The organism is Nitrospiraceae bacterium (assembly GCA_020632595.1).
GTDB lineage: Bacteria > Nitrospirota > Nitrospiria > Nitrospirales > UBA8639 > Nitrospira_E.
The window spans coordinates 453,282-475,631 of the sequence record JACKFF010000002.1; the positions used below are offsets into that span (position 1 = coordinate 453,282).

Here is a 22,350-nt window from a genome sequence, read left to right on the forward strand (position 1 = left end):
ACCGGTGTAATGGAAAGGACGGGATGATGAGCGACGCAACTCATGAATGTCAGACAATTACGATTCACATCCAGGTGAACGGCGATGCCTGGGGGGATATCCACTTAAACCTTTTTCCGGATGTCGCGCCTAATCATGTCCAGAATATGGTGAAATTGGCCAAAGAGAAGTTCTATGACGGTACGACATTTCATCGGGTGATTCCCAATTTTATGATTCAGGGAGGAGATCCCAATAGTAAGGAACACGACCGGTCACGCCATGGAATGGGTGGTCCAGGCCATCGGATCAATGCGGAATTTAGCTCCAAGCCTCATAAACGCGGGACGCTTTCGATGGCGAGATCGCAAGATCCCAATAGCGCGGGTTCCCAGTTTTTTATTTGTGTGGCGGATTCGAGTTTTTTAGATGGTCAATATACGGTGTTTGGTGAAGTGGTGAGTGGCATGGAGACCGTGGATCGAATCGTCAGCGCCAAGCGGGATGCCAATGATAATCCTCTTGACCGAATTGAAATGACCATGAGTGTCTCTGAAGCGAATGCCTAAGAGGTGCCGACGCGTCTGGCCTTGTTGCCTTCTTATTGGATGGCTCTTTGCGGGCTGTGTCGCTCCCCCATTCTATTCCTACCTGGTCTATGAAAATCCCACATCGTTTGTTCGACTTGAGGTCTCCCCCTGGGTGGACCCTGATGTTCCTCAGACATTGAACGAGCATCCGGCTACCATGTCTCGTCACCAAATGATCGAGGCTCTGAGCGGATTACGGGTGCGTGAGTATCGTTCCGGTCCCATTCGCTGGATTCGTGGCCTTGCGGATCCTGAGCCGGCATTCAATAAAGAAGAAATCGATTTGTTAGTGCCACGATTGCTGGAGGGGTTAGGGTTAGCTGTTCCACAGGAACTGGTCACGTTTTACATCAGTCAGCCGGTGAATGCGACGAAGCGGGAAGTGACCTCTGGGGGTCTGTATGTCAAAGACGGGTATCTCCACGTCATCATCAGTAATCACCGTACGAGCTATGAGATTCCCCCTGCCGGGCTGATCTATGATCGACGGTATCCACTGTTTTCTCTTGCCCCACTTGACGTCGATTTACTCTATGAAACAGAAGCGACGGTGCTGCCGAAAAAGAAAAACTTTTGGGACGCTATTTTTGGAGATGAGCATAGCGGTGAGATCGTTCTCGATCTTTCCCGATTGTCGATGATGAAAATGTAAGGATGGGTTCCCAAATTGAGCGGTCTGGGTGCCAAGGGGCAGAATGACATCTACGAAACCTTTAGCAAGGTGGTTGTTATTGAGAGAGGTAAGGATGATGAATATGTTTTCAGCAGGTTATGGAGACCAGCGGCCATCCTCCCTGATATTCCTTTAGAACGATTCGATCATGAAAAAAATGGTTTCTAAAATTCGAAAAACGTCAGGGGAGGCGAAGGTCTCGCCTCAAGAATCCGTGTGTAATCGCTTACGAGATAGACGGAAAAAACAGGGAATCTCACAGGCGGAATTAGCGGTCCTTGTTGGCCTGACGCGACAAGCCGTATATGCCATAGAAGCCAATCAATATTTGCCCAGCACTCACATTGCCTTACGGTTCGCTCGTGCGTTGAAGTGCCGGGTTGAGGATCTTTTTATCCTGGCAGATCATGAAGAAATTGTTGACGCTGAGTTTATTAGTGGGACAACGCCACTGGATCAACCGACAAGGGTGAAGCTGTCATATGTTGGATCCCGGATACTAGCCAGGCCGATGGTCGAGCTGGGCGATGTGTTGAATTTTGTCATGCCGGCTGATGGAGTCATTCAGGAACAGGCGAAGAAATCTTCCAGAGGAAAAGGACCGTATGTGCGGGTTCAATTACTCAATTCTTCGGAGGTGATCAAAAAAGGGATTCTTATTGCAGGGTGTGACCCGGCGTTATTTCTCGCCGGGGAGCATGTCCGAAAAATAAATTCCCTGGCGGGAATTACGAATTGGACCATGGGAAGCGCGAATGCGCTCCGTGCTCTTCAACGGGATGAAGTGCACATGGCGGGATTGCATCTTGTGGATGTGAAATCCGGGCAAAGTAATGTTCCTTATCTGAAACGGCATATTCCCGGTCAGGAATTTGTCGGAGTGCGCTTTGCGTCTTGGGTTCAAGGCCTGTTGGTTCAGCCGGGAAACCCCAAACACATTGTCGGGGTGGATGACTTTGGCCAGTCGGGACTTCGTCTCGTCAACCGGGAATTGGGGGCCGGAGCGAGATTTCTTTTGGATTCCCTGCTTCAGAAATCAGGATTAACGGGAGACCAGTTACTAGGGTATCAGCACGAAGTGCCGTCTCATCTCGAGGTCGCTCGCTTGATTCGTGATGGTATGGCTGACGTGGGCATTGGCGTGGAAGCCGCAGCTCGTCATTATGGTCTTGGCTTCATTCCGCTTCGTGAAGAACAGTATGACTTAATTATGCGCAGAGAATTTCTTAAGACCCACCCCGTCATGTCTCAATTTCTTGATGCGATGGTGAGTCAACCTTTCAGGCGGGAAATCGAATCACTGGGGGGATACACGGTGACGGAAATCGGAAAAATTCTTCATTGGTAAATTGTTCTTTTTCCCTGTATTTCCATGACTTTAGGCGGCATGGTCAGGAACCATCTGTGTTACTTATCTATAACTGCCAGGAACATGTCGGCTAATTTCTGGTCCGTTGAGGAGGAAACATCAGTTGAAATCGGGGAAAAATGGCGGGTAAATAATGCCGTTGAGGAAGTCTTAGGGACTGCAGGTCTTGCCATTGAATACTTTACAGGAAGAACCACTTCTGGCTAATTTCCATGATTTAACCAATGGCGGATTATTATCCGGTTGCATTTCGACGATCACGTCGATGATATCTCCAACATCCAGTGTTTTTAGTTGAATTTTTGCCGCTTCATCAACTTGAACCCATTGAATGCCAGAATCGGTTGTAATTAAAAAGACCCCTTTGTCCGATTCGATTTTCATAATGGGGCTGTTGAATTCCTGGAGCGAGGTCGAAGCTTCGGCAAACACCTGTGATCCAGGCTGAAAAAATACGATCAACCCTAGCAGAAAACCTAACAGGTGATGGGGGATCAGCATAAATTTCTCCTCATGTAGCTTTGAGAAACCCTTCTCATTATCTCAAGATTCTTGGTTGGAAGTCTATGGCCTTTCAAATAAAAATTCCAGGCATGATTGGGAGGCCTCTATTTAGGGCAAGGTATGGATGGGAACTTCTGTGGCTTTGGATTCCTGGATTTTATAGGCCCGGACTACGGGCTTATCCGTATGCTCTAAGGAAATAATCAGGTGAAACGGTTCCGGGAAGTGGAGTTTGGCCCGATAGCTTTCAAATTCCATGGCGATGGTGATATCCGTTTGGGATGGCCGAGCCGGACTAAAGGTGTGGGAATGATAAAAACCTAAAAGATCAAGATTTTTTGAACGAATGTCACGCTGAGCCATGGCCATTTCTCGAGCATCCATCTGAAAGGCGATATCTGCTCGCTCCTCCGGCGATAAGCGTTGCAGGTCAGTCAATTTGGCTCCGTCAAAGCGTGTGAGATCTTGTTCTGATAACGCAGCCAGAATATTGGTAATGCGATAGTCTTCGGTGATGGTATTTTCGGTTCCTGACAGAATGCCGCAGCATTCATGAGGGGCTAACTCCCTGGCATGGGCAATCATATTTTTGATGATGCTGGAGGGAATGGCAAGCATGGACCTAGATGCTACAGGAGACTTCCTGTTCAACAAGTTTGGTGATAGTGGGATGAGGTCCACAAAGAGGACAGTCTGGAGATTTTGGGCGACCAACCTTTCTGAATGTCATATCCAGGGCATCGTAAAGAAGGAGATGTTTGGCTAAACTTTCTCCAAGACCAAGGACTTCTTTAATGGCTTCATTGGCCTGTAAAACACCAATGGTCCCGGCTAACACGCCTAATACGCCGGCTTCTTGACAATTTGGCACAAGGCCGGCGGGTGGAGGCTCTGGATATAAACAGCGATAACAGGGAAATCCTTCATGGGGCTTGATTGTGGCTAATTGCCCTTCAAATCGAAATATGCTCCCTGAAATCAGAGTCTTTTTGGCAAAAAAACAGGCATCATTGACCAGAAACCGTGTGGAGAAATTGTCAGATCCGTCCAATACGATGTCATAGGCTTCAATTAAGGAGAGGATATTGGTGACGCTTACGTGTTCAGGGTAGAGCTTAAGTGTGGTTTCAGGATTGAGGGCTGACAATAATGTCCCGCCGGAATCAACCTTTGAAACACCAATCCGGTCGGTTGTATGCAGAATTTGCCTTTGTAGGTTGGATAAGTCCACGACATCGCCATCAGTCAGACCTAAGGTTCCGATTCCGGCCGCAGCCAGATACAGTGCGGCCGGAGAACCAAGTCCTCCTGCTCCAATCACCAGGATTTTGGCATCCTGTAACTTTTTCTGTCCTTTGCCACCCACTTCCGACAGAATGATCTGACGGCTGTACCGCTGGATTTGAGATTCAGTAAATTCCATGAGAAGCAAAATCCTTATTCAACGACGTTCAATTCAATCGGATCAACCATGCAGCCTTTTTGACGAAGACCCTGAATAGCCCGGTCAATTTCATCAGTTTCCCCCGAAAATTCCACATCCATCCACCCGGTCGTCTCACGGACATCGGCCCTTCGAATACTCGGCACGACCTGATATTCCTGCCCGATTTCATACAGGATGGGAGAAGGAATTTTATCTTCGGGATAGCGAATGTGAAAGCGTAGTTTGGCCATCATGTACCTCCTGCGATTGCGGGGATGATGGAGACTTCATCTCCGTCCTTCAGTGGGGTGTCTTTGCCCGTCAAAAACCGAATATCTTCCTCGTTGACATAGATATTGATGAATCGCCGAACCTCTCCCTGTTCATCATAGACTCGTTCCTTAATGCCGGGATGGGCAGACCCCAGATTGTCAATAATTTCCGACACCGTGTTCCCTGCTATTTCCACCTCGCTTTTTCCTCCGGTCATGGGGCGCAAGGGCGTGGGAATTCTGACCTTAATCATGCTGACTCCTCTATGGCAAAAGTCTTAATAAAGTGACTGAGACTGGGCGGGATGCGAAATGGGCGTCCAACGGAATCGACGACCGCTTCCTGAGTTTTCAGTCCGTTACCGGTGATATAGGCCACAGTCACATCATTTTTTTGAATGCGCCCTTGTTTTACCAATTTGCGAAGGACGCCGATGGTAACCCCTCCGGCGGTCTCAGCAAAAATCCCTTCCGTTTGAGCCAGAAGTTTAATGCTTTCCACAATTTCATCATCGGTCACGGCCTCCATCGCCCCCTGGCTTTCCGCGGCGGTTTTTAAGGCATAGTATCCGTCCGCCGGATTGCCTATGGCCAGGGATTTGGCAATGGTGTGTGGCTTCACCGGTTTAAAGAAATCACGATTCTCTCGAAATGCCGTGGCAATGGGGGAGCAGCCTTCTGCCTGCGCCCCGTTTACCTTGGTCTTTACAGAATCCACCAGGCCTAACTTCTCAAATTCTTTGAGGCCTTTCCAAATTTTCGTTAGTAAGGATCCCGAAGCCATGGGCACCACGACCTGGTCCGGAGCTCGCCACCCTAATTGCTCGACCGTTTCAAAGGCCAAGGTTTTCGAGCCTTCGGCGTAATAGGGGCGAATGTTGATGTTGACGAATGCCCAGTGACGTTCTCCTGCGATTTCGCTGCAGAGCCGATTGACATCATCATAGTTTCCTTCAATTTCCACGACATTGGGACGATAAATCAGATTCCCCAGGACTTTCGCGGCTTCCAAATCGCCGGGAATGAACACATAGCATTTCATCCCTGCGGAGGCTGCATGGGCCGACACCGAATTTGCCAGATTACCCGTTGAGGCACAGGCGACGGTTTCAAATCCCAGCTCTCTGGCTCGAGTTAAGGCGATGGCCACCACGCGATCTTTAAACGACAGCGTCGGATGATTGACGCAATCATTTTTAATGTACAGGTTATCCAGTCCAAGGAATGCTCCAAGGTTTTTGGCATGAACCAGCGGGGTAAATCCGGCATGAAGACCGATGAAATTCGTGCCTTCCACGGGGAGGAGATCCACATATCGCCAAAGGCTGTGAGGGCCGGATGCAATCTTTTCACGCGTCATGACCTGTTTGATGGCGGCATAATCGTATTTGACTTCCAGCGGCCCAAAGCACAATTCGCATACATGAATATCCTGAGTAGGATATTCTTTCCCGCACTCCCGACACACCAGAGCTTGCATTTTTTTCATAGCATCATCCTCCCCTCTTAACCGGTGGGGTTTATCCGTTGGTTAGCATTGTAGCCGATGGCTGAAGTTGGCACGCCTCTTGTTCATAGTCGATGAGTTCCATCAACGAGGGATTTGGGCCGCAGAGTGCACACGAAGGATTCCGTTTGACGCGAATTTCTCGAAACGCCGTGGTGCGTGCGTCAAAATCCAGGATGCGGTTCGTCAATGGTGTTCCAATCTTGAGGATGATTTTCATGGCCTCTGTGGCCTGAATGGTACCAATAATTCCCGCAACGACACCAATGATCCCGGCCTCCTGGCAGGTAGGCACCACCCCGGCCGGCGGCGGATTTTTGAAAATACAACGATAGCAGGCGGATTGATTGGGAATAATCGTGAAGGCCCGTCCTTCAAACCGCAGGATTCCCCCATGGACGAGGGGCTTATTCTCCATATAGCAGGCGTCATTGATCAGAAATTTTGCCGGGAAGTTGTCGACCCCATCAATAACGATATCGTATTGGCTGATCAGGTCTCGAGCATTGCGAGACGTCAATCGTTCTTCATGCATGTTGACCTGGACATCAGGGTTTAAGGCCAGAATTTTTTCCTTGGCCGAAAGCACCTTGGACCGTCCTACATCCGGGGTATGGTGAAGGATTTGTCGTTGAAGGTTGGAAAGATCCACCACATCGCTATCAATCAATCCAAGGGTGCCAATGCCGGCTGCGGCCAGATAATAGGCGACAGGGCATCCAAGGCCACCGGCTCCAACGATAAAGACTTTCGCTTGTGATAATTTTTTCTGTCCCTTGCCGCCCACTTCGGGTAGTAAAATGTGACGGCTATAACGGGTAATCTGATCTTCTGTGAAACTCATATGATCTCTGACCTTTTACGGTGTATGGGGTCATCCCCATATTAGAGGAGAATGAGGCGTGTTGATATTCAAAAATGATTCGTGGCCATGAGGTTTTTTCTCAGAAAGCCGATAGGCCCTAGCATATCGTAAATTTCCTTATCTGATTTTGAGGAAGGAACGTTATGTGCTCCTCCTCATCCTGACTCTTCCTTCATGGGAAAAGTTCAGTGGTAATCCCCTAAATATTGAAATATTTCTCAATGCTTAGATATCGTTCACCCGTATCGCAGAGAATCGTCACCACATTCTTATTCGGCCCTAAGGATTCCGCGACCTTTTGAGCCGCAAACACATTGGCTCCTGCAGAAATTCCAACCAGGAGCCCTTCTTTCCTGGCAAGTTGCTTTGTGGTTTGGTACGCCTCTTCATCAGTCACGGTCATAATTTCATCAATGAGTGAGCGATTCAGCACCTTGGGGACGAAGCCTGCGCCGATCCCTTGGATTCTGTGTGGCCCGGGTTCTCCTCCGGACAGGACGGGAGAGCCGGCTGGTTCCAGCGCAATCACCTTGACCGACGGGTTTTTTTCTTTAAACAGTTCTCCACAGCCGGTAATCGTTCCGCCGGTGCCCACTGCAGCCACGAATGCATCCACCCGGCCATCCAAGGCTTCCCAGATTTCCAAAGCCGTGGTCTTGCGATGCATGGCTGGATTGGCCGGATTAGAAAACTGGTTCGGCATGAAGTATTCGGGATTTTGGTCCAAAATACTCTCTGCTTCTTTAATTGATCCACGCATCCCTTCCCGAGCAGGGGTCAACACCAATTGCGCGCCATACGAGGAGAGTAAACTGGCCCGTTCCAGGCTCATCCCTTCCGGCATGACGAGAATCAGTTTATAACCCCGAACGGCAGACACCAAGGCTAATCCAATGCCGGTATTGCCACTGGTCGGTTCCACTATGGTGCCGCCCGGCTTGAGCAGTCCCTTCTGCTCTGCCTCATCAATCATATTCAGGCAGATGCGATCTTTCACGCTGCCGCCGGGATTGTAAAACTCCGCCTTTCCATAAATGGTGGCCCCGCCCGGAGGGGAAAGCCGGTTTAATCGTACTAACGGCGTATGCCCAATGCCATCGGTAATATTCCGAAGAAATCCGCCACTCACGCGCCACCGCCCATGAAAAACAAAAACTCTAGTTTATCACCATCTTTAATGGAGGTGGTTCCTAGTTGTTCCTGGTCAACCATCTGCGTATTCAGTTCTACCGCGACAAGTTGTGGGTCAATATCTTTGGTTTTCAAGACGTCCAGCACCGTCGAAACCTCCAGGGTTTCAGGTTTACCATTGATCGTCAATTGCATACCGTGCTCCAAACGTAAGTACTGAGAATCCCTAAACAAAAAAACGTAACAAACCCCATCGAAGGGAGTCAAGAAATGCCGCGATTAGGTGTCTTTGCGCAACAGCGGCACCAGGTCTTTGGCGCGGCCTTGAAAGGCCACGTCTACCACAGAGGAGTTTGGCGTCGGGTCCAAATTCAGTTCGACTACCAATGCCCCACCGTCTTTAGCAATCGAAGCAAAGGATGCAGCCGGATAGACCACGCCTGACGTTCCAATAATGAGAAGAATATCACAAGTCCGCAATGCCTGATAACTGCGGTTTAAATCTTGCTGATCCAATGATTCTCCAAACCATACAATATGAGGGCGTAATAACCCGGAACAGTCCGTGCAGATGGGTGGATAGACCAAAGGCAGGTCGCGGTTCGGCGAAATCCTGTCACATTGCGTACAACGCACTTTCCAGATGTTGCCATGGATTTCGGAAAGACGTTGCGAGCCGGCCAGGGCATGAAGTCCATCCACATTCTGCGTGATAAGCCAAAAGTGTTCAATCCGTTGTTCGAGTTCAACGAGGGTTTCATGTGCCGCATTCGGGTGTTTGGTTGCGACCAATTCACGTCGCCAGTTATACCACTCCCAAACAAGTTTCGGGTCCCGCGCAAAGGCCTCGGGCGATGCCAGTTCTTCAGGCCGGTAATTTTTCCACAAGCCTTCTGGTCCGCGAAACGTCGGCACGCCGCTATCCGCCGAAATTCCTGCGCCGGTAAGGACCGTGACCGACCGGGCTTTCGTAATACGGTCACGCACATCACGAATCGTCAGACCACTAGGCATAACATAAATTCAAATTCAGGGTAAGATAGGCAGATTCCGAATTCTATTTTTCAATCAAGTCATGATGGTTTGCCCAAGCACACGATTCAGAGTATTCCCTTACTGCCGGTGTCAGGAACCCTCTTATTCCTTATAGAGGCGGATGGTAACTTTTTGCCCTTTAATTCTTGTCCGGCCTAGAGCCTTGATAATGCCATGGACATGCTCTTCCGGCACTTTGACCAGAGAGAATTGATCGGAGACTTTAATGGGGCCAATACGATTCGAATTAATACCGGCTTCGTTGGCGATGGCACCGACAAGATCTCCTGTGCGGACCCCTGCCATTCGACCGGCGTTCACATGCAAAGTCGCCATGTTTGCGGATTGACTGTGACGTTCCCGCCTGCCGACCGGCCTATTCCCACTTCCCCTGGGAGCCCGTCCAGAGTCGGGGAAATCCGTTGGCCCTCGCCTTGGCCGTCTGGACGTCTGTAATGTGTCCGGTGTCCGGTCGCGTATTGTAGGAATATCCTCTTCAACCCGATTACCTGTCTTTGAGCCATAGGCCAATTGAAGGGCGGCTGCGGCGACATCCGCCGGATCAAACTTTTCGGCGAGAGTGTGCACCACGACTCGGAATGGCTCAAAGTCATTGGCCTTCAGAATTTCTTGAATGGAAACGCCAATCTGTTCTAGGCGCTTCGCCTGAAGGTCGGCCCCCGTCGGGAGCGTGCCCATCTCGACTTTGGATTTGGTCACGCGCTCGATGTTTTGCAGCAGCCAGCGTTCCCGTGATTCCACAAGGGTAATAGCCTCGCCCGCGCGTCCGGCGCGTCCGGTTCGACCGATACGATGGACGTAGGCTTCCGGAGAGGAGGGGACATCGTAATTCACCACGTGTGAGACGTGGGGAATATCCAGACCCCGGGCCGCCACGTCCGTTGCGACAAGCAGCTCGGTTTTCCCGGCACGGAACGATTGCATCACCCGATCGCGTTGAGCCTGGTTCATCCCGCCATGCAGGCCTTCTCCCCGGTATCCCCGGCCGTTGAGCATGGAGGTCAACTCATCGACTTCCAATCGTGTCCGGCAAAACACCAGAGCGGACTTTGGACTGGACATATCCAGGATTCTGGCCAGGGCCGCCACTTTATGTGGCCTGGCCACGAGGTAGGCAGTCTGGTGCACCCGTGGGGCCACCCCCGCCTTTACGGGCTCCTTGATGATCTGAATCTCGATGGGGTTGCGCAGATGGTGGCGTGCGATTGATGCAATGCGCGGAGGCATAGTTGCTGAAAATAGTGCCGTCTGCCTGGTCGTCGGCGTTTGCTTCAGAATGGCATCCAGATCTTCCGCAAATCCCATATTAAGCATCTCATCAGCTTCATCCAACACCACAATCTGAAGATCTTTGAGCTGAAGCGTTTTGCGTCGGATATGGTCCAGTGCCCGTCCCGGCGTCGCCACGACGATATCGACCCCGCGTTTCAATGCGATGAGCTGTGGTCGGATGGCCTGTCCTCCATAAACCGCGAGGATGGCGATGGCCTGCTGTTTCCCATAACGCTGGACAGCCTCGCAAACTTGTATGGCCAATTCGCGGGTGGGCACGAGAATTAGGGCTGAAGGGTGTGGTTGCTTGGGCGAATGGGCAAGACGCTGAAGTAAGGGAAGCGTGAAAGCAGCGGTTTTCCCAGTTCCGGTTGCGGCACGCCCCAGCAGGTCGTTTCCGGCCAAAAGCGGTGGGATGGCCTCGCGTTGGATGGGAGTTGGCTCTTCATATCCTAATGCCTCGAGCGTGGTCAGCAGCGCCGCTTCCAGGCCGAGAGCCGCAAAGCCGGGTGAAAAGCCTTTCATCGTTGGAGCCGTAGGTGAATTGGAGGCATCGTGTTTCATGACGGTTTTGCAACCTTTCTGGATGTGGTCCTGATATTGTGTGTCGGCCGGCTTGGGCCGGTCCCTGCATATGGGATGTTCGTTAAAGACGCGAAGAAGGGACGGGCTATACCGTCTTTCCCGGGCTGGTTGGCTCCATCTCTGAGAGATTGGGCCATCTTAGCGTTGTCCTACCCCGCGACCCGTTGGTCGTGTCGCGCCGGGCAGCCTATGGTCCCTGACCATAATGACGAAACCGTGTAAGGTCACGACAACTCGTGACCTCCTTTAGGGGATGCCTGCCTGTCGGTTATATGGGGTGGTCGTCTAACGAGCCTTACCTGTCTATACTCCTTTTACCAGGAAGAGGAAACCAATTCCTAGATCCCTACAGGAAAAATGGTTCCTGGCGGGATCATAATGGCGGGGGAGAGGAGAGTTTGTTTTGGCTTTTCCGCATTAAAATGACTTGTGAATCAGGCTGAATTTTGAGAAATTGACGGATCTCGGTGTTTACCACACGTCAAACTAGCAGGTTGGGCATTTATCACCCGACAGGAGGTTAATATGAGGAAGATTCTGGGGGTTGTGGGCGGGTTGGTGCTGGGTATTCAGACGACGGTCTGCGCAGGCGTGGTTTTTCATGTCGAGACTATCTTTCCCAATCGGACAGAGGTGCCTTCCAGAAATGACGCGATGACGGTTGACGGAAAGAAACTGAAAATGACGATGAATGAGGGAAGGGGCACTCAATCTACGGTTATTTATCGAGGCGACCGTGAGGAAATTCTGCTGATCAATCATGGAGATCACACCTGGCGGGCTATGGACAAGGCCACGATGGTCAGTCTTGGTCAACAGATCAACCCGGCCATGGAAAAGATGCAGGAAATGTTAAAGAATATGCCTCCGGAACGACGAGCCATGATGGAAAAAATGTTTGCCGGGCAGGGGATCAATCCTGCCATGATGGGCGGAAAGGTCGAAATGCAGGTCAAAAAAACCGGCGAAAGGCAGACCATCAATGGCTATCCCTGTGTGAAATATGAAACCTGGCGGGAAAACGAAAAAGTTGCTGAACATTGTGTGAGTGATTGGAAGCAGGTTCCTGGCAGTCAGGAAGCTCGAGGCGTGTTTCAAGATATGGCCGCCTTTTCACAGGAGGTATGGCAAGGGGCATTCAAAGGCGGGGGAGGTCCAGCGTCCTTTTTTGAATCCCTAGGGAAGATTGAAGGCTACCCGGTGTTCACGAGAATTTTCTCCAATGGAACCATTGTCACAGAAAGCCGTTTGACCGGAGTGGAGGAGAAATCGGTCGCCGCGAAGGAATTTGACCCTCCCAACGATTATGTCAAAAAAGATTTTCTGCCGAAAAATTTTCCCTCTCCCATGGGGCAGTAACAAAGAAGAACCTGGAGGTGAATAGAGACACCTTGAGAGACACAAAGAGTCTTGGTGAGCCTCAGGTTTCTCGACCTGGACTTTGATCTTTCGTATCCGGCTCAGGAAGCCAGCCGGATAAAGGTGGATGAGGTTTGCCAGAAACATCAGGGCTTCGTTCCCTGCCTGCGTGGTTCAATCGAAATATCTACACAAGAGAATCCCATCATTTTCCTCGTTGATCCTTCATGACTCTCCTCTTTATTAGATCGCCAACCGTGCGGTGGTAGGTATGATGGCGCCTGTCGGAAGGATACGCAAGATGATGCATTAGTCCCGGTGAGATAGCGGATTCCATACCATAAGAAATCGGTCTGGCATCCGGTTTCGTATCCCCGCTCTTCATGGTAGTTTCAAAGCATGAAGAAAACCCCAGTCGATACCTGGCTGACCGATCCCCTTAACAACTTTCTTGGCAGGCAGTCCACCAGTGGCATGGTGCTATTCGTTGCCGCCCTGATGGCATTGATCGTGGCCAATTCTCCTTTTGCGGATGTCTACTACCATTTATGGCACAACGAAATTTCCATCGGGTTCAACGATTTTATGATCCGGAAGACCCTGCACCATTGGATCAATGATGGGCTGATGGCCGTCTTCTTCTTCGTGATCGGGTTGGAACTGAAGCGGGAGATCATGGCGGGTGAACTGAGCAATCCCCGTGATGCGCTGCTCCCTATCGCGGCGGGAGTAGGCGGCATGGTTGTGCCGGCGTTGATCTACCTGGCGTTCAATTCGTCGGGCGACGCCAGAGACGGATGGGGCATACCCATGGCGACCGATATTGCCTTCGCGCTCGGCATAATTTCCTTGTTGGGCAACAGGGTCCCTTTATCGCTTAAAGTATTTCTGACCGCTCTTGCCATCGCGGATGACCTTGGCGCGGTGCTGGTCATTGCGGTTTTTTATACATCACACATCGACCTCATTAATCTGGTAGCCGGTGCGGGATTCATGATCCTGCTGGTGACATCCAACCTGCTGGGTGTACGCAGCATTCTGTGGTATGGACTGCTGGGAATCGGCGGCCTGTGGCTGGCCTTCCTCTTATCAGGAGTGCATGCCACCATTGCTGCGGTGCTGGCCGCCTTCACGATTCCTGCCAATGTGAAGATCTCGGACAAGGGATTCGTTTCACGCATCAAAACATTGGGAGAAAGGTTTGAGATGGCCAAAAGCAATGACCTGACCCTGGTAACTGACGAGCAACTCCATGTGCTTGAAGACATACGCACGGTGGCCAGGGAGGCACTGACTCCCCTCCAACGGCTGGAACATGGCTTGCACCCCTTCGTGGCGTTTGTGGTGATGCCGGTTTTTGCGTTGGCAAATGCCGGGATCAGCTTTCCGGTGGATTTCCTGAATCAGTTAGCCAGTCCGGTTACATTAGGAGTGGCCTCAGGGCTGCTGGGAGGAAAGGTGTTGGGCATCATGGGCATGTGCTACGTCATGATCCAATTACAGTGGGCGTCTTTTCCGGAGCAGACAGGCTGGCCCCACCTTTTTGGTGCGGCCATGCTTGCTTCGGTGGGGTTCACGATGTCGCTGTTTATTACCGGACTGGCGTTTGACGATGACGAATTGATCCTCCAAGCCAAGTTGGGCATCCTGCTGGCCTCGCTGGTCGGTGGGTGTTTGGGATACTTTCTGCTGCAGAGGGCAGGGTGATTTCTTGATAGAAGAATGAATGTGGAACATGCAGTGCGGGAAGTTGCAAAAAGAATCAAACCAGAGGCTGGAAATACTTTAGAAAGATTATTTGCGAGGGCTATAGGACTACTGGATACAGTCGAAGTTCTTGCTCAATTGCATTACCGGGATTCAATAAGTTGGATCGCATGCTCCGCAGCCGATCGGACTTCCGGATCGGTTTCTTTTTCCAATAATGTTGTAAGTGGAGAGAGAAACGTGGTGTCGCCAATCTCGCCAAGTTGAGTCATGGCCGCCCCCCGTTCGTTGGGTTGTGCTTTTTTGGCGACTGTCCATAAGACAGCCTCCGCTTCAGGGGTATGAAACACCCCCTGTCCTAGTTCCTGAATGATTTTCAACCTGGCGCGTTGTTGGACAATAGCCTGAGTGGCGCCTCGAGCTCCGGCCGCATTAACCAACTCATTCTGGGTAAAGGGCCTGACCAACACCTCCATTAACATGTCCTGGGCATTCTGGTCTCCATCAATGTATCCCCGAATGAGATCTCCTACAAAACAGTAATAGGGGTCTTCCTCCAGATTACCGATCGCATCCCAATACAGACTCCCGAGGGGAATCGCATTGGGTTCTGCTTCAAAGTGATGTGAAAAGACTTGACCCAATCGGTCATGCACCAGCTTCATGTCGTAGCGGATAGCTGTCGCTTGTTCCAACACTTGAAACTGTCCACTGGGTATTTCCTCATATTGAATGTAGAGAATGGCATCATGTGGTTGCTTGGGATCAAAGACCACCTGGAACCCCGCATCTTCCAGTTTGAGTTTCAAGGTTATCCCCACATTGTAGGGTGGACTCGGCACATTCAACCAGGTTTGGACGGTGCCGGCGACGAGGATGGTGTGAATGTTTTGTAGAATCTTTTGATCCTCCTGAGACCATGAAGGCTTGGTTAGTGGCGCTTCATTTGCCCACAGTCTATCCGTGAGAGAAATCGTCAGGGTCAGACTGATGAGGAGGACAGACGCGCTCCACGCAGTCCTCAGGTATCGGATGGCTAATCGCTGTCGTGGCCACCCGGCATTTCGTTCATGTTCGTTTCGTGGGGAAAAAAAGAAAAGAAGTCTGATCGGATTCCATCGGCTGAGACGGTGAAGCATAGGACGCTCCATTGGGTTGGACGAATCTGGTCTCTCCGGCCATCAATGACGTATTACTTGCAGCCTATCAAGAGTTGATGCGGAATTCCAAATCTTCCTGATGCCATGCTGACCTTTCTGTTCTTCTTTTGCCTCTCCACACCTTGACTAATTTCCTGAATTGACCAAAAATCTCCTCTCAGCCGATGCCCGCATCTGCGGTGGGAAATAAACCATAACAGAAGAAGGCTTGCTCACACTGACATTCGTGCAATCGTAATTCGGAGGTACCTTCATGACGACATCCGCGCAGCATCCCTACCACCCGATTATTTACGTCCGCGGCTTCGCCGCGACACAGAGCGAGATTGAGGAAACGGTGGCCGACCCGTATATGGGGTTTAACATCGGTTCGACCAAGTCGCGCACGGCATGGACCGGCGACGTGAAGCGTTTTTATTTCGAGTCGCCGCTCGTGCGGTTAATGAGCGATCACGAATATGAGGATGTCTTTGTGGATGGAGACGACCTCGTGGCGGCCGAGCGTACCGACTATCCTATCCCATACCGCTCGATTATCATCTACCGCTATTACGATGAAGCTTCGAAGGACTTTGGGGACGGCAAGACCCCGCCCATTGAGCACTTCGCCAAAGGCCTGGGCACGCTCATTCTGCGCCTGCGCGAAAAGGTCTGCGCGAATAAGGACAATAAGGTCACGTCCAAAGACTTTCGGGTATATCTCGTGGCTCACTCTATGGGAGGGTTGATCTGCCGGGCCTTTCTACAGAACACGAAACTCGGCTCAGCGGAGGCGCGCGGTGCGGTTGATAAAGTCTTTACCTATGCCACGCCTCACAATGGCATTGACATGCGGATTGTGCGCAATGTGCCGGGCTGGCTCTCGTTCGGCGATATCAATAACTTCAATCGCGAGAAGATGGCCTCCTACCTTGCGGTACCCAAGGGTGATGACGTCTCGGTTGTAAAAAACTTTCCGCCCGAGCGCATCTTTAATCTGGTCGGCACCGATTCACGCGATTACACAGTGGCCGGGGGCATCTCCGCGTGGGCGGCGGGCGATGCCAGCGACGGGCTGGTGCGTCTCGAGAATGCCACCACACATGGGGCGGGTCCCGACGGCAAGGATGTGAGTTCCCCTCGCGCCTTCGTGCACAGGAGCCATTCGGGCCATTACGGTATTGTGAACTCCGAGGAAGGCTACCAGAACCTCACGCGGTTTCTGTTCGGTAAATTGCGCGTGGATGGCATTCTGGACATCGACGACATCACCTTGCCGGTGGAGGTACAAAAGGCACTTGACGACGGTAAGACGGTGCGGGCGTCGTATCAGTTTGAAATTGCCGCCAGCGTGCGCGGCTGTCAGTGGCAGATGACGCGGCGCGAGGTGCGCGAGAATTCCGCCATCTTCCGCACCTACGATGATTTGTTCCCAGGGAAGGATCGCTCCAAGCGCAAGCCGGATCGCACGAAGAGTCCACACCTCTTCTCCATTTTTCTTGATCCGAACAAGAGCGTCAAAACATCCAAATCGGTCAGCTTCGCCTTCGACATCAAAGTCCTGGTGCCGGATTACGTCGTGGATGGCCTGCTGTTCATGAAGCGCCACTATGAGGGTGGGTTTATCTATCGTGAGTTGATTCTCGTCGAGGCCTTTCCTGATGAAACGGCCACGGCTGGTTGGCGCATCAAGTATGGTTACCAGGACATGAATCCCGGCAAACCCGGCAAAGACGTAGACACGCGCCCTCTCATCAAGGGGAAACCAAGTGCAGGCATCGCCTTTGATATCCCGATTGAGCAGAACGCTCGCCCTGGCTTGGTTGGAACTTTACGCATCGAAGCCCGGCCATGGAGCTGAGTAAGCAGGGAAGGGGTTCTGCGCTTCAGTCAGATTGTCCCTATCGCACGGTGTTGGTTCGCAAGGCTCGTTTTTCCTCAGCCTACCCTATGTAGGGTTTAAGAAGATTTGGCCTAGCCCACAACTTGACTAAATTCGGCCATTGACCAAGAATCTACTTGGTCTATTCGAGGGCCTGCAAGGGGAGCTAAACCCGAACAGCTGATTGACGAACATGCAGAATATGTGTGAGGGGAATTAAGGAGTATGTGCAACAAAAAGACATAGCAAACTCTTTTACAGAAAGAGACCGTTTGTATTTGCCCTCTTATGCAGACTATTTAATTATTGTTTGTTTTCGAAAGGAATGGCCCGGTGTCTGAACAATTAGAAGTTGCTGATCTCCGGTCGTCAGTTGAAGGTCTCGGGGTAGATGCGGATCAGTACTTCGAAAAAATGGAAATTGCCCTTTCGGAGATTTCCAGAGACCTCCGATGGGAGAAACCGCATCGCGATTATTTCTGGTCCAAGGTGCCTGGGCAGGTCCAAGATGAAGCTTCTGCGTTGGTGCGCCGCCTCCTAACGGTAGCGGGTCAGATGACAACTGCGGTAGAGAAGGCCTCATTGGTGTCCGAAGCAGACCAGAGAGATCTCATGACTGGGATCAAGGCCATGCGAGCTGCCTTGCTCCTGCGTCGTTTTCGATCCTGGACCACCGAAGTACTTTATGATGAGGACACGGTCCTAGGTATCCATCCGGCAGGGCAATCAGACGACGATGCCTGTTCCCCTGAGGATGCGCGGCGGATCTTTGCCGACTGGATAACTAAAATTGTGGGTATTCTAGAATTGGTGACAGCGTCCCATGGACTAACGAACCCAGAAGGAATGACGAGTAACTCAACTGCACCAGCACGCTACCGTCCAAACACCGCCTTTATCATGATGTGGATGGAGAGATCCCAGCGAGAACTTGAGGATGTGAGTGATACTGTGAAAGCGATATTCGCTGAGTTCGAAATTCAAGCTGTTAGGGCAGATGACATTGAACACGAGGATCTCATCACGCAACGAATTCTTAACGAGATTGCGACTGCAGAGTTCCTCTTTGCCGACCTTACTGGTGAGCGACCTAGCGTGTACTATGAAATTGGGTTTGCACATGCTCTTAGAAAACGGGTGATACTTTTTCGAAAGACAGGCACAAATCTTCACTTCGATCTTGCAGGATACAATTGTCCTGAGTACGAGAATCTCCGTGACTTAAAGGAAAAGTTAACGCGACGTCTTGAGCATCTCACAAATAAGCAACTGCGTGGAGCAACACTTAGACTACCCAAGAAAACCGAGACTGAATAATGCACAGGAAGTAGGGCCACAAGAAAATTAGAGCCTTTCCTTTTTCCTTATTTTCGGGGAATTTTCGATGTGGTGCCTGGATGAGGAGGGGACAGCAATGGCAAGTTAACGCGCAAAGTTTGAGGCGGATTTTTTATTTCTTCGCGAATACGTCTGCGCTTTTTTGATTGAGGGATAGCTAAGCGTGTGTTCGATCTCATTGATAATATGGAAATAACTGGTTGGGAAAAGTGGGTGCCAAGTTGAGTTTGTTGTGCGGCTTGCCAGGCACAACAAGGTCGGAGGTTTGGTTATGGATGAGGTCTTCCCTACTTTCCTCAATACTCTTCCCCGGCATGGGTTGAAGGTGTCATGAAGCGAGTAATGAAAATTGTCCTGTGTGTGTTGCTAGGGATTTGTTTTGTTGTGGCAGGGGGAGCCAAGCTCATGGGCAGTGAGTCTCAGTTTGAACATTTTACGCAATGGGGGTATCCGATTTGGTTTTTGTATTTGACTGGGATCATTGAAGTCGGCGGCGGACTCTGTTTGTTTATTCCGAAGACGCAATGGTATGGCATTGTGGTCTTGAGTTTGACCATGGTGGGTGCGGCGCTGACACACCTGAGGGCTGGGGAAATGGGTGGTGTGCCGGTTCCACTTGTGTTGCTTGGTCTTCTGCTTCTGTTGGCTTGGATGATCCGGGAACCGTCCCGGAAGAGTGGAGCCAATTATTGGCCTTCTGAAAAATAAATCGGTTTAAGCTTTATCCATGTTCTGGTCCGCTCAAAATCCTTCAAAAAAATCTCTTGGGTTGTTCATTCACATTTCAGTGGGGTTTCGTTTGTAAGGGGCTCTGCTGTAACGGATCTGCCTGCATCACACGTTGGGCTAGCCTAGCCTTGATGCGCTTGAAGGACAGGGCGGTGACCCATCAATAGAGGGTCTTTTTGTTTTGCCTCATTCCCAGATGCCTCTCTCTGCTTTGGGACTCGTCTGCACCTGTTCATTTCTTGACCAGACAAGTGTTCATTCCCTACCCTCAGAAAAGACATCATTTATTTTTTATTCCATGTGCAGAGGAAAGAGAATAAGGAGGTCTGATCATGATCCCCATCTTTGGACCCGCGCGATTGATCTTTTTCAGGAAATTACCGGTCGCTGTCACGGCAATCACCATGTTTATTCTGGCGTCCATGGCTGTGGGATTACCTGTCCATGCTGGACAATATCCATATTCTCAAACGCTACGTGGCACTGTAGAGGGCAATGGCCATGCGCAACGCGGATATACGATCTTGCTTTATGCGGCTGAGGCAGGCGGGCATGGGAACGGTCACGTACTTGGAACGGCCAGAACCGATGTCGACGGGAAATTCAAGATCCGCTACCGGTTGCCACATGGTCAGCAGTCCATCCTCTTCGTCATCGCCGAACACGGACCGGTTATGCTGGCCGGCGCGATCGGCACCAGCGCAAACGTTCGCCACGAGGTCGTCATTAACGAGCGCACGACGGTTGCCACGGGAACCGCCTTCGCCCAATTCGTTGACGGACGGAATATTCACGGCAATACCTACGGCATGATCAGCGCCGTGAAGATGGCGGAGAATATGGCCAATCCGGAGAACGGGAACATTGGCGAAGTGCTTTTCAATAAACCAAACGGCACCGAGACGTCGACATACCCGACATTCAATTCCCTCACCAACGTGGTTGCGGGCTGTGTGGCAGATGACGCCAACTGTCAGGCACTGTTTGTGGCGACGACGCCGGAGGGGGGACCGCCACCGACCACGGTGCTGCAAGCCGTCGCCAACATCGCCAAATACCCTTCGTATCCAGGTTATCCGACAGATACGGACGATCCGCTCTTTCAGTTGTCGCTATTGGACCCGGTCAATCAGCCGGCCTTGACGAAACGTCCGACCAGCTGGTTGTTGTTCATCAAATTCAACGGGGGGCAGCACAACATCTATGATCCATTCAATCTTATGAGCGGCCCTGGCCAAATCGCTTTTGACGAAGGCGGATTCGCCTGGATCAACGATAATTATCGTCCGACATTCTCAAATGAAATTGCCTGTGCCGGCCAGCGCCTGATTAAATTGTATCCCTGGGGTGAGACCTTCCCCGGATCGCCCTACTTCGGCGGAGGCCTCAGCGGCGCGGGGTTTGGCATCGGGCTGGACCCGCACGGCAAGGTCTGGGTGGGTAATTTCGGGTTCGAAGCGCCGGCCTGTGCGGATACGACCGTAGACCCTATGCCTGACCCGGCATTAAAGATCCCGGCCGCGCATGACAGCGTCTCCGTGTTTCATCCCGATGGCAGCCCGATCTCTGGATTTGATGGTTTTAGTCAAGGCCATATCTGGTGGCCACAGGCCACCGTTTCCGACAAAAAAGGCAACATCTGGATTGCCAATTGCGGAAATGACACGGTCACATTCATTCCAAAAGGTAAACCCCGGCACGCGAGGAATATCGCATTTCCTGGCGGACGAGGAGAAGCGGGCATCTACGCCCCCACTATCCCGGATACGGAGCCGAATTCGGACGCACCACTTCTCAAACCGTTTGCCATCGCGATTGATCCGAAGGGCCGCGCGTGGGTCACTGCCAACCAGGTCGGATATGTGGCCAATTCCGGCATGGCCGATCCAACCGAGGCGATTGGCGGGGTCTACCGCGTGTCCTCCGATGGCACCGTGGAAACGTTATCAAACCTCGACGCCAACAACGTCCCGGTGTTGTCCTGGCCCATGGGGATTTCAGGCGACAGCAAGGGGAACATGTGGGTTTCCAACTCCAATTCGGTGAAAGTTCCCTGCGTCGATCCACTCGACCCCCAAGACGGGATGGACGGGCCTTCAATCACTTTGTATCCCGCCGATGACAGGGCTCCCTCTAATCATATTGGCGGCGGTCTCACGATCCCCTGGGGCAACGCAGTGGACGGGAACGACACGCTGTGGGTATTCAATTTTGGTCAGAAGCCCACCCGCAATGTCGACGAGAATACGGTGTGGCCCGATACGCCGCTCTCGCATTTTTGTGGTGCGGATCCCAGCAAATGCCCCTCTGGTAAGAGCACGGGTGATCCCATCTCACGGGACATCGGTTACGTCAGTGACGCATTGGATCGGGTTACGGGAGGCGGCATCGACCCGTCTGGAAACGTCTGGCTCCTGAACAATTGGAAAAAGACCGGTCCTTTTGGGCCGGTCTATAACACCAACCCGGGCGGCAACTCGTTCGTGATCGTCCCGGGCGCTGCCGGACCCGTCAAGACACCGCTGATCGGGCCGCCGCAATCGTTTGAACAGCCAGGCCACCGGAGAGACCACAGGAAAGGTCACTGGGGTCACTCACCCCACCGGGGATATGACCGGGATTGATTATTTCGTAGTATGAAAGGGCTTTAAGGTAACACGAAAACCTCAGCGGTTACTTCCTGTGTCGGTGCCCTGGCCCATTTCAGGATGGGGTAGGGCCCCGCAGCGCAGTTCCGGTCCGCCAGGCTATTTTTTCTCATGCACCACAGTTGATGTCATTTCCTGGGCCCCTTGATCCCTCAGTCTTCTTTGCTCACGTACATTCTTTCTGCCCTCGCTTTTCAAGAAGCCTCCTGAATATGGCTGGTTTGAGATTTTCGTGAGATCTCCCCACTCAACGAAGAGATAGGCCCAGGTGTGTGACAACGAGCTTGTGAGTGCTCGCAGGCTGGTGAACGGGCTTTGG

The 22,350-nt window shown here is 51.6% G+C and carries 22 protein-coding genes; 10 read left to right on the forward strand and 12 right to left on the reverse strand.

What is annotated here, in order from left to right:
* Window positions 1-26 precede the first annotated feature (26 nt).
* The 3 genes from H6750_07080 (at window position 27) to H6750_07090 (ending at window position 2,590) form a co-directional block, all read left to right on the forward strand.
* Window positions 27-548 (forward strand): peptidylprolyl isomerase, encoded by a 522-nt coding sequence (locus H6750_07080; GenBank protein MCB9774077.1) that lies wholly within the window; start codon window positions 27-29, stop codon window positions 546-548.
* Window positions 541-1,221 carry a hypothetical protein gene (locus H6750_07085; protein ID MCB9774078.1) on the forward strand — a complete coding sequence of 227 codons (681 nt, stop codon included), beginning with the start codon at window positions 541-543 and terminating at the stop codon, window positions 1,219-1,221. Before H6750_07080 ends, H6750_07085 begins: the two co-directional genes overlap by 8 nt.
* A gap of 169 nt (window positions 1,222-1,390) precedes the next feature.
* The gene (locus tag H6750_07090) at window positions 1,391-2,590 is read left to right on the forward strand and encodes a helix-turn-helix domain-containing protein (protein MCB9774079.1); all 1,200 of its coding nucleotides are present in this window, start codon (window positions 1,391-1,393) and stop codon (window positions 2,588-2,590) included.
* A gap of 171 nt (window positions 2,591-2,761) precedes the next feature.
* Here the strand turns inward: H6750_07090 and H6750_07095 are convergent, their stop codons facing one another.
* The 11 genes from H6750_07095 to H6750_07145 all read right to left on the reverse strand — a co-directional run bounded on the left by H6750_07095 (window position 2,762) and on the right by H6750_07145 (window position 11,208).
* Entirely contained in the window at window positions 2,762-3,112 is a 351-nt protein-coding gene (locus tag H6750_07095; GenBank protein MCB9774080.1) for a hypothetical protein, read from the reverse strand.
* A 111-nt stretch (window positions 3,113-3,223) separates the two neighbouring features.
* Window positions 3,224-3,733 carry a M67 family metallopeptidase gene (locus H6750_07100; protein ID MCB9774081.1) on the reverse strand — a complete coding sequence of 170 codons (510 nt, stop codon included), beginning with the start codon at window positions 3,731-3,733 and terminating at the stop codon, window positions 3,224-3,226.
* 4 nt (window positions 3,734-3,737) lie between these two features.
* Entirely contained in the window at window positions 3,738-4,538 is an 801-nt protein-coding gene (gene moeB / locus H6750_07105) for a molybdopterin-synthase adenylyltransferase MoeB (protein MCB9774082.1), read from the reverse strand.
* 14 nt (window positions 4,539-4,552) lie between these two features.
* Window positions 4,553-4,792, reverse strand: coding sequence for an NIL domain-containing protein (locus tag H6750_07110; GenBank protein ID MCB9774083.1), 240 nt, complete (start codon window positions 4,790-4,792; stop codon window positions 4,553-4,555).
* Window positions 4,792-5,067, reverse strand: a complete 276-nt coding sequence (locus H6750_07115; GenBank protein MCB9774084.1) for a MoaD/ThiS family protein — start codon at window positions 5,065-5,067, stop codon at window positions 4,792-4,794. Before H6750_07115 ends, H6750_07110 begins: the two co-directional genes overlap by 1 nt.
* Complete coding sequence (locus tag H6750_07120) at window positions 5,064-6,302, reverse strand: threonine synthase (GenBank protein MCB9774085.1); 1,239 nt, start codon at window positions 6,300-6,302, stop codon at window positions 5,064-5,066. Before H6750_07120 ends, H6750_07115 begins: the two co-directional genes overlap by 4 nt.
* A 31-nt stretch (window positions 6,303-6,333) precedes the next feature.
* Entirely contained in the window at window positions 6,334-7,164 is an 831-nt protein-coding gene (moeB, locus tag H6750_07125; protein ID MCB9774086.1) for a molybdopterin-synthase adenylyltransferase MoeB, read from the reverse strand.
* Between the two features lie 220 nt (window positions 7,165-7,384).
* Entirely contained in the window at window positions 7,385-8,314 is a 930-nt protein-coding gene (cysK, locus tag H6750_07130) for a cysteine synthase A (GenBank protein MCB9774087.1), read from the reverse strand.
* On the reverse strand, window positions 8,311-8,511 hold the full coding sequence (thiS, locus tag H6750_07135) for a sulfur carrier protein ThiS (GenBank protein MCB9774088.1): 201 nt from the start codon (window positions 8,509-8,511) through the stop codon (window positions 8,311-8,313). The genes cysK and thiS overlap by 4 nt, the downstream gene beginning before the upstream one ends.
* Window positions 8,512-8,595: 84 nt before the next feature.
* Window positions 8,596-9,330, reverse strand: coding sequence for an NAD-dependent deacylase (locus H6750_07140; protein ID MCB9774089.1), 735 nt, complete (start codon window positions 9,328-9,330; stop codon window positions 8,596-8,598).
* Window positions 9,331-9,453: 123 nt separating this feature from the next.
* Window positions 9,454-11,208 (reverse strand): DEAD/DEAH box helicase, encoded by a 1,755-nt coding sequence (locus H6750_07145; protein ID MCB9774090.1) that lies wholly within the window; start codon window positions 11,206-11,208, stop codon window positions 9,454-9,456.
* Between H6750_07145 and H6750_07150 the strand changes: the two genes are divergently transcribed.
* The 3 genes from H6750_07150 (at window position 11,200) to nhaA (ending at window position 14,295) form a co-directional block, all read left to right on the forward strand.
* The gene (locus H6750_07150) at window positions 11,200-11,451 is read left to right on the forward strand and encodes a hypothetical protein (protein MCB9774091.1); all 252 of its coding nucleotides are present in this window, start codon (window positions 11,200-11,202) and stop codon (window positions 11,449-11,451) included. The two genes, H6750_07145 and H6750_07150, sit on opposite strands and share 9 nt — an antisense overlap.
* Before the next feature lie 303 nt (window positions 11,452-11,754).
* Window positions 11,755-12,588, forward strand: a complete 834-nt coding sequence (locus H6750_07155; GenBank protein ID MCB9774092.1) for a DUF4412 domain-containing protein — start codon at window positions 11,755-11,757, stop codon at window positions 12,586-12,588.
* 399 nt (window positions 12,589-12,987) lie between these two features.
* Window positions 12,988-14,295 carry a Na+/H+ antiporter NhaA gene (gene nhaA, locus H6750_07160; GenBank protein ID MCB9774093.1) on the forward strand — a complete coding sequence of 436 codons (1,308 nt, stop codon included), beginning with the start codon at window positions 12,988-12,990 and terminating at the stop codon, window positions 14,293-14,295.
* A 143-nt stretch (window positions 14,296-14,438) separates the two neighbouring features.
* Here the strand turns inward: nhaA and H6750_07165 are convergent, their stop codons facing one another.
* Complete coding sequence (locus H6750_07165; protein MCB9774094.1) at window positions 14,439-15,434, reverse strand: HEAT repeat domain-containing protein; 996 nt, start codon at window positions 15,432-15,434, stop codon at window positions 14,439-14,441.
* 274 nt (window positions 15,435-15,708) lie between these two features.
* Between H6750_07165 and H6750_07170 the strand changes: the two genes are divergently transcribed.
* The 4 genes from H6750_07170 to H6750_07185 all read left to right on the forward strand — a co-directional run bounded on the left by H6750_07170 (window position 15,709) and on the right by H6750_07185 (window position 22,007).
* Window positions 15,709-17,295: a hypothetical protein gene (locus H6750_07170; protein ID MCB9774095.1), complete on the forward strand. Its 1,587-nt coding sequence runs from the start codon at window positions 15,709-15,711 to the stop codon at window positions 17,293-17,295.
* Between the two features lie 354 nt (window positions 17,296-17,649).
* Window positions 17,650-18,633, forward strand: coding sequence for a hypothetical protein (locus H6750_07175; GenBank protein MCB9774096.1), 984 nt, complete (start codon window positions 17,650-17,652; stop codon window positions 18,631-18,633).
* Between the two features lie 351 nt (window positions 18,634-18,984).
* Window positions 18,985-19,362, forward strand: coding sequence for a DoxX family protein (locus H6750_07180; protein MCB9774097.1), 378 nt, complete (start codon window positions 18,985-18,987; stop codon window positions 19,360-19,362).
* A gap of 353 nt (window positions 19,363-19,715) precedes the next feature.
* Entirely contained in the window at window positions 19,716-22,007 is a 2,292-nt protein-coding gene (locus H6750_07185) for a hypothetical protein (GenBank protein MCB9774098.1), read from the forward strand.
* The last annotated feature ends 343 nt before the right edge of the window (window positions 22,008-22,350 follow it).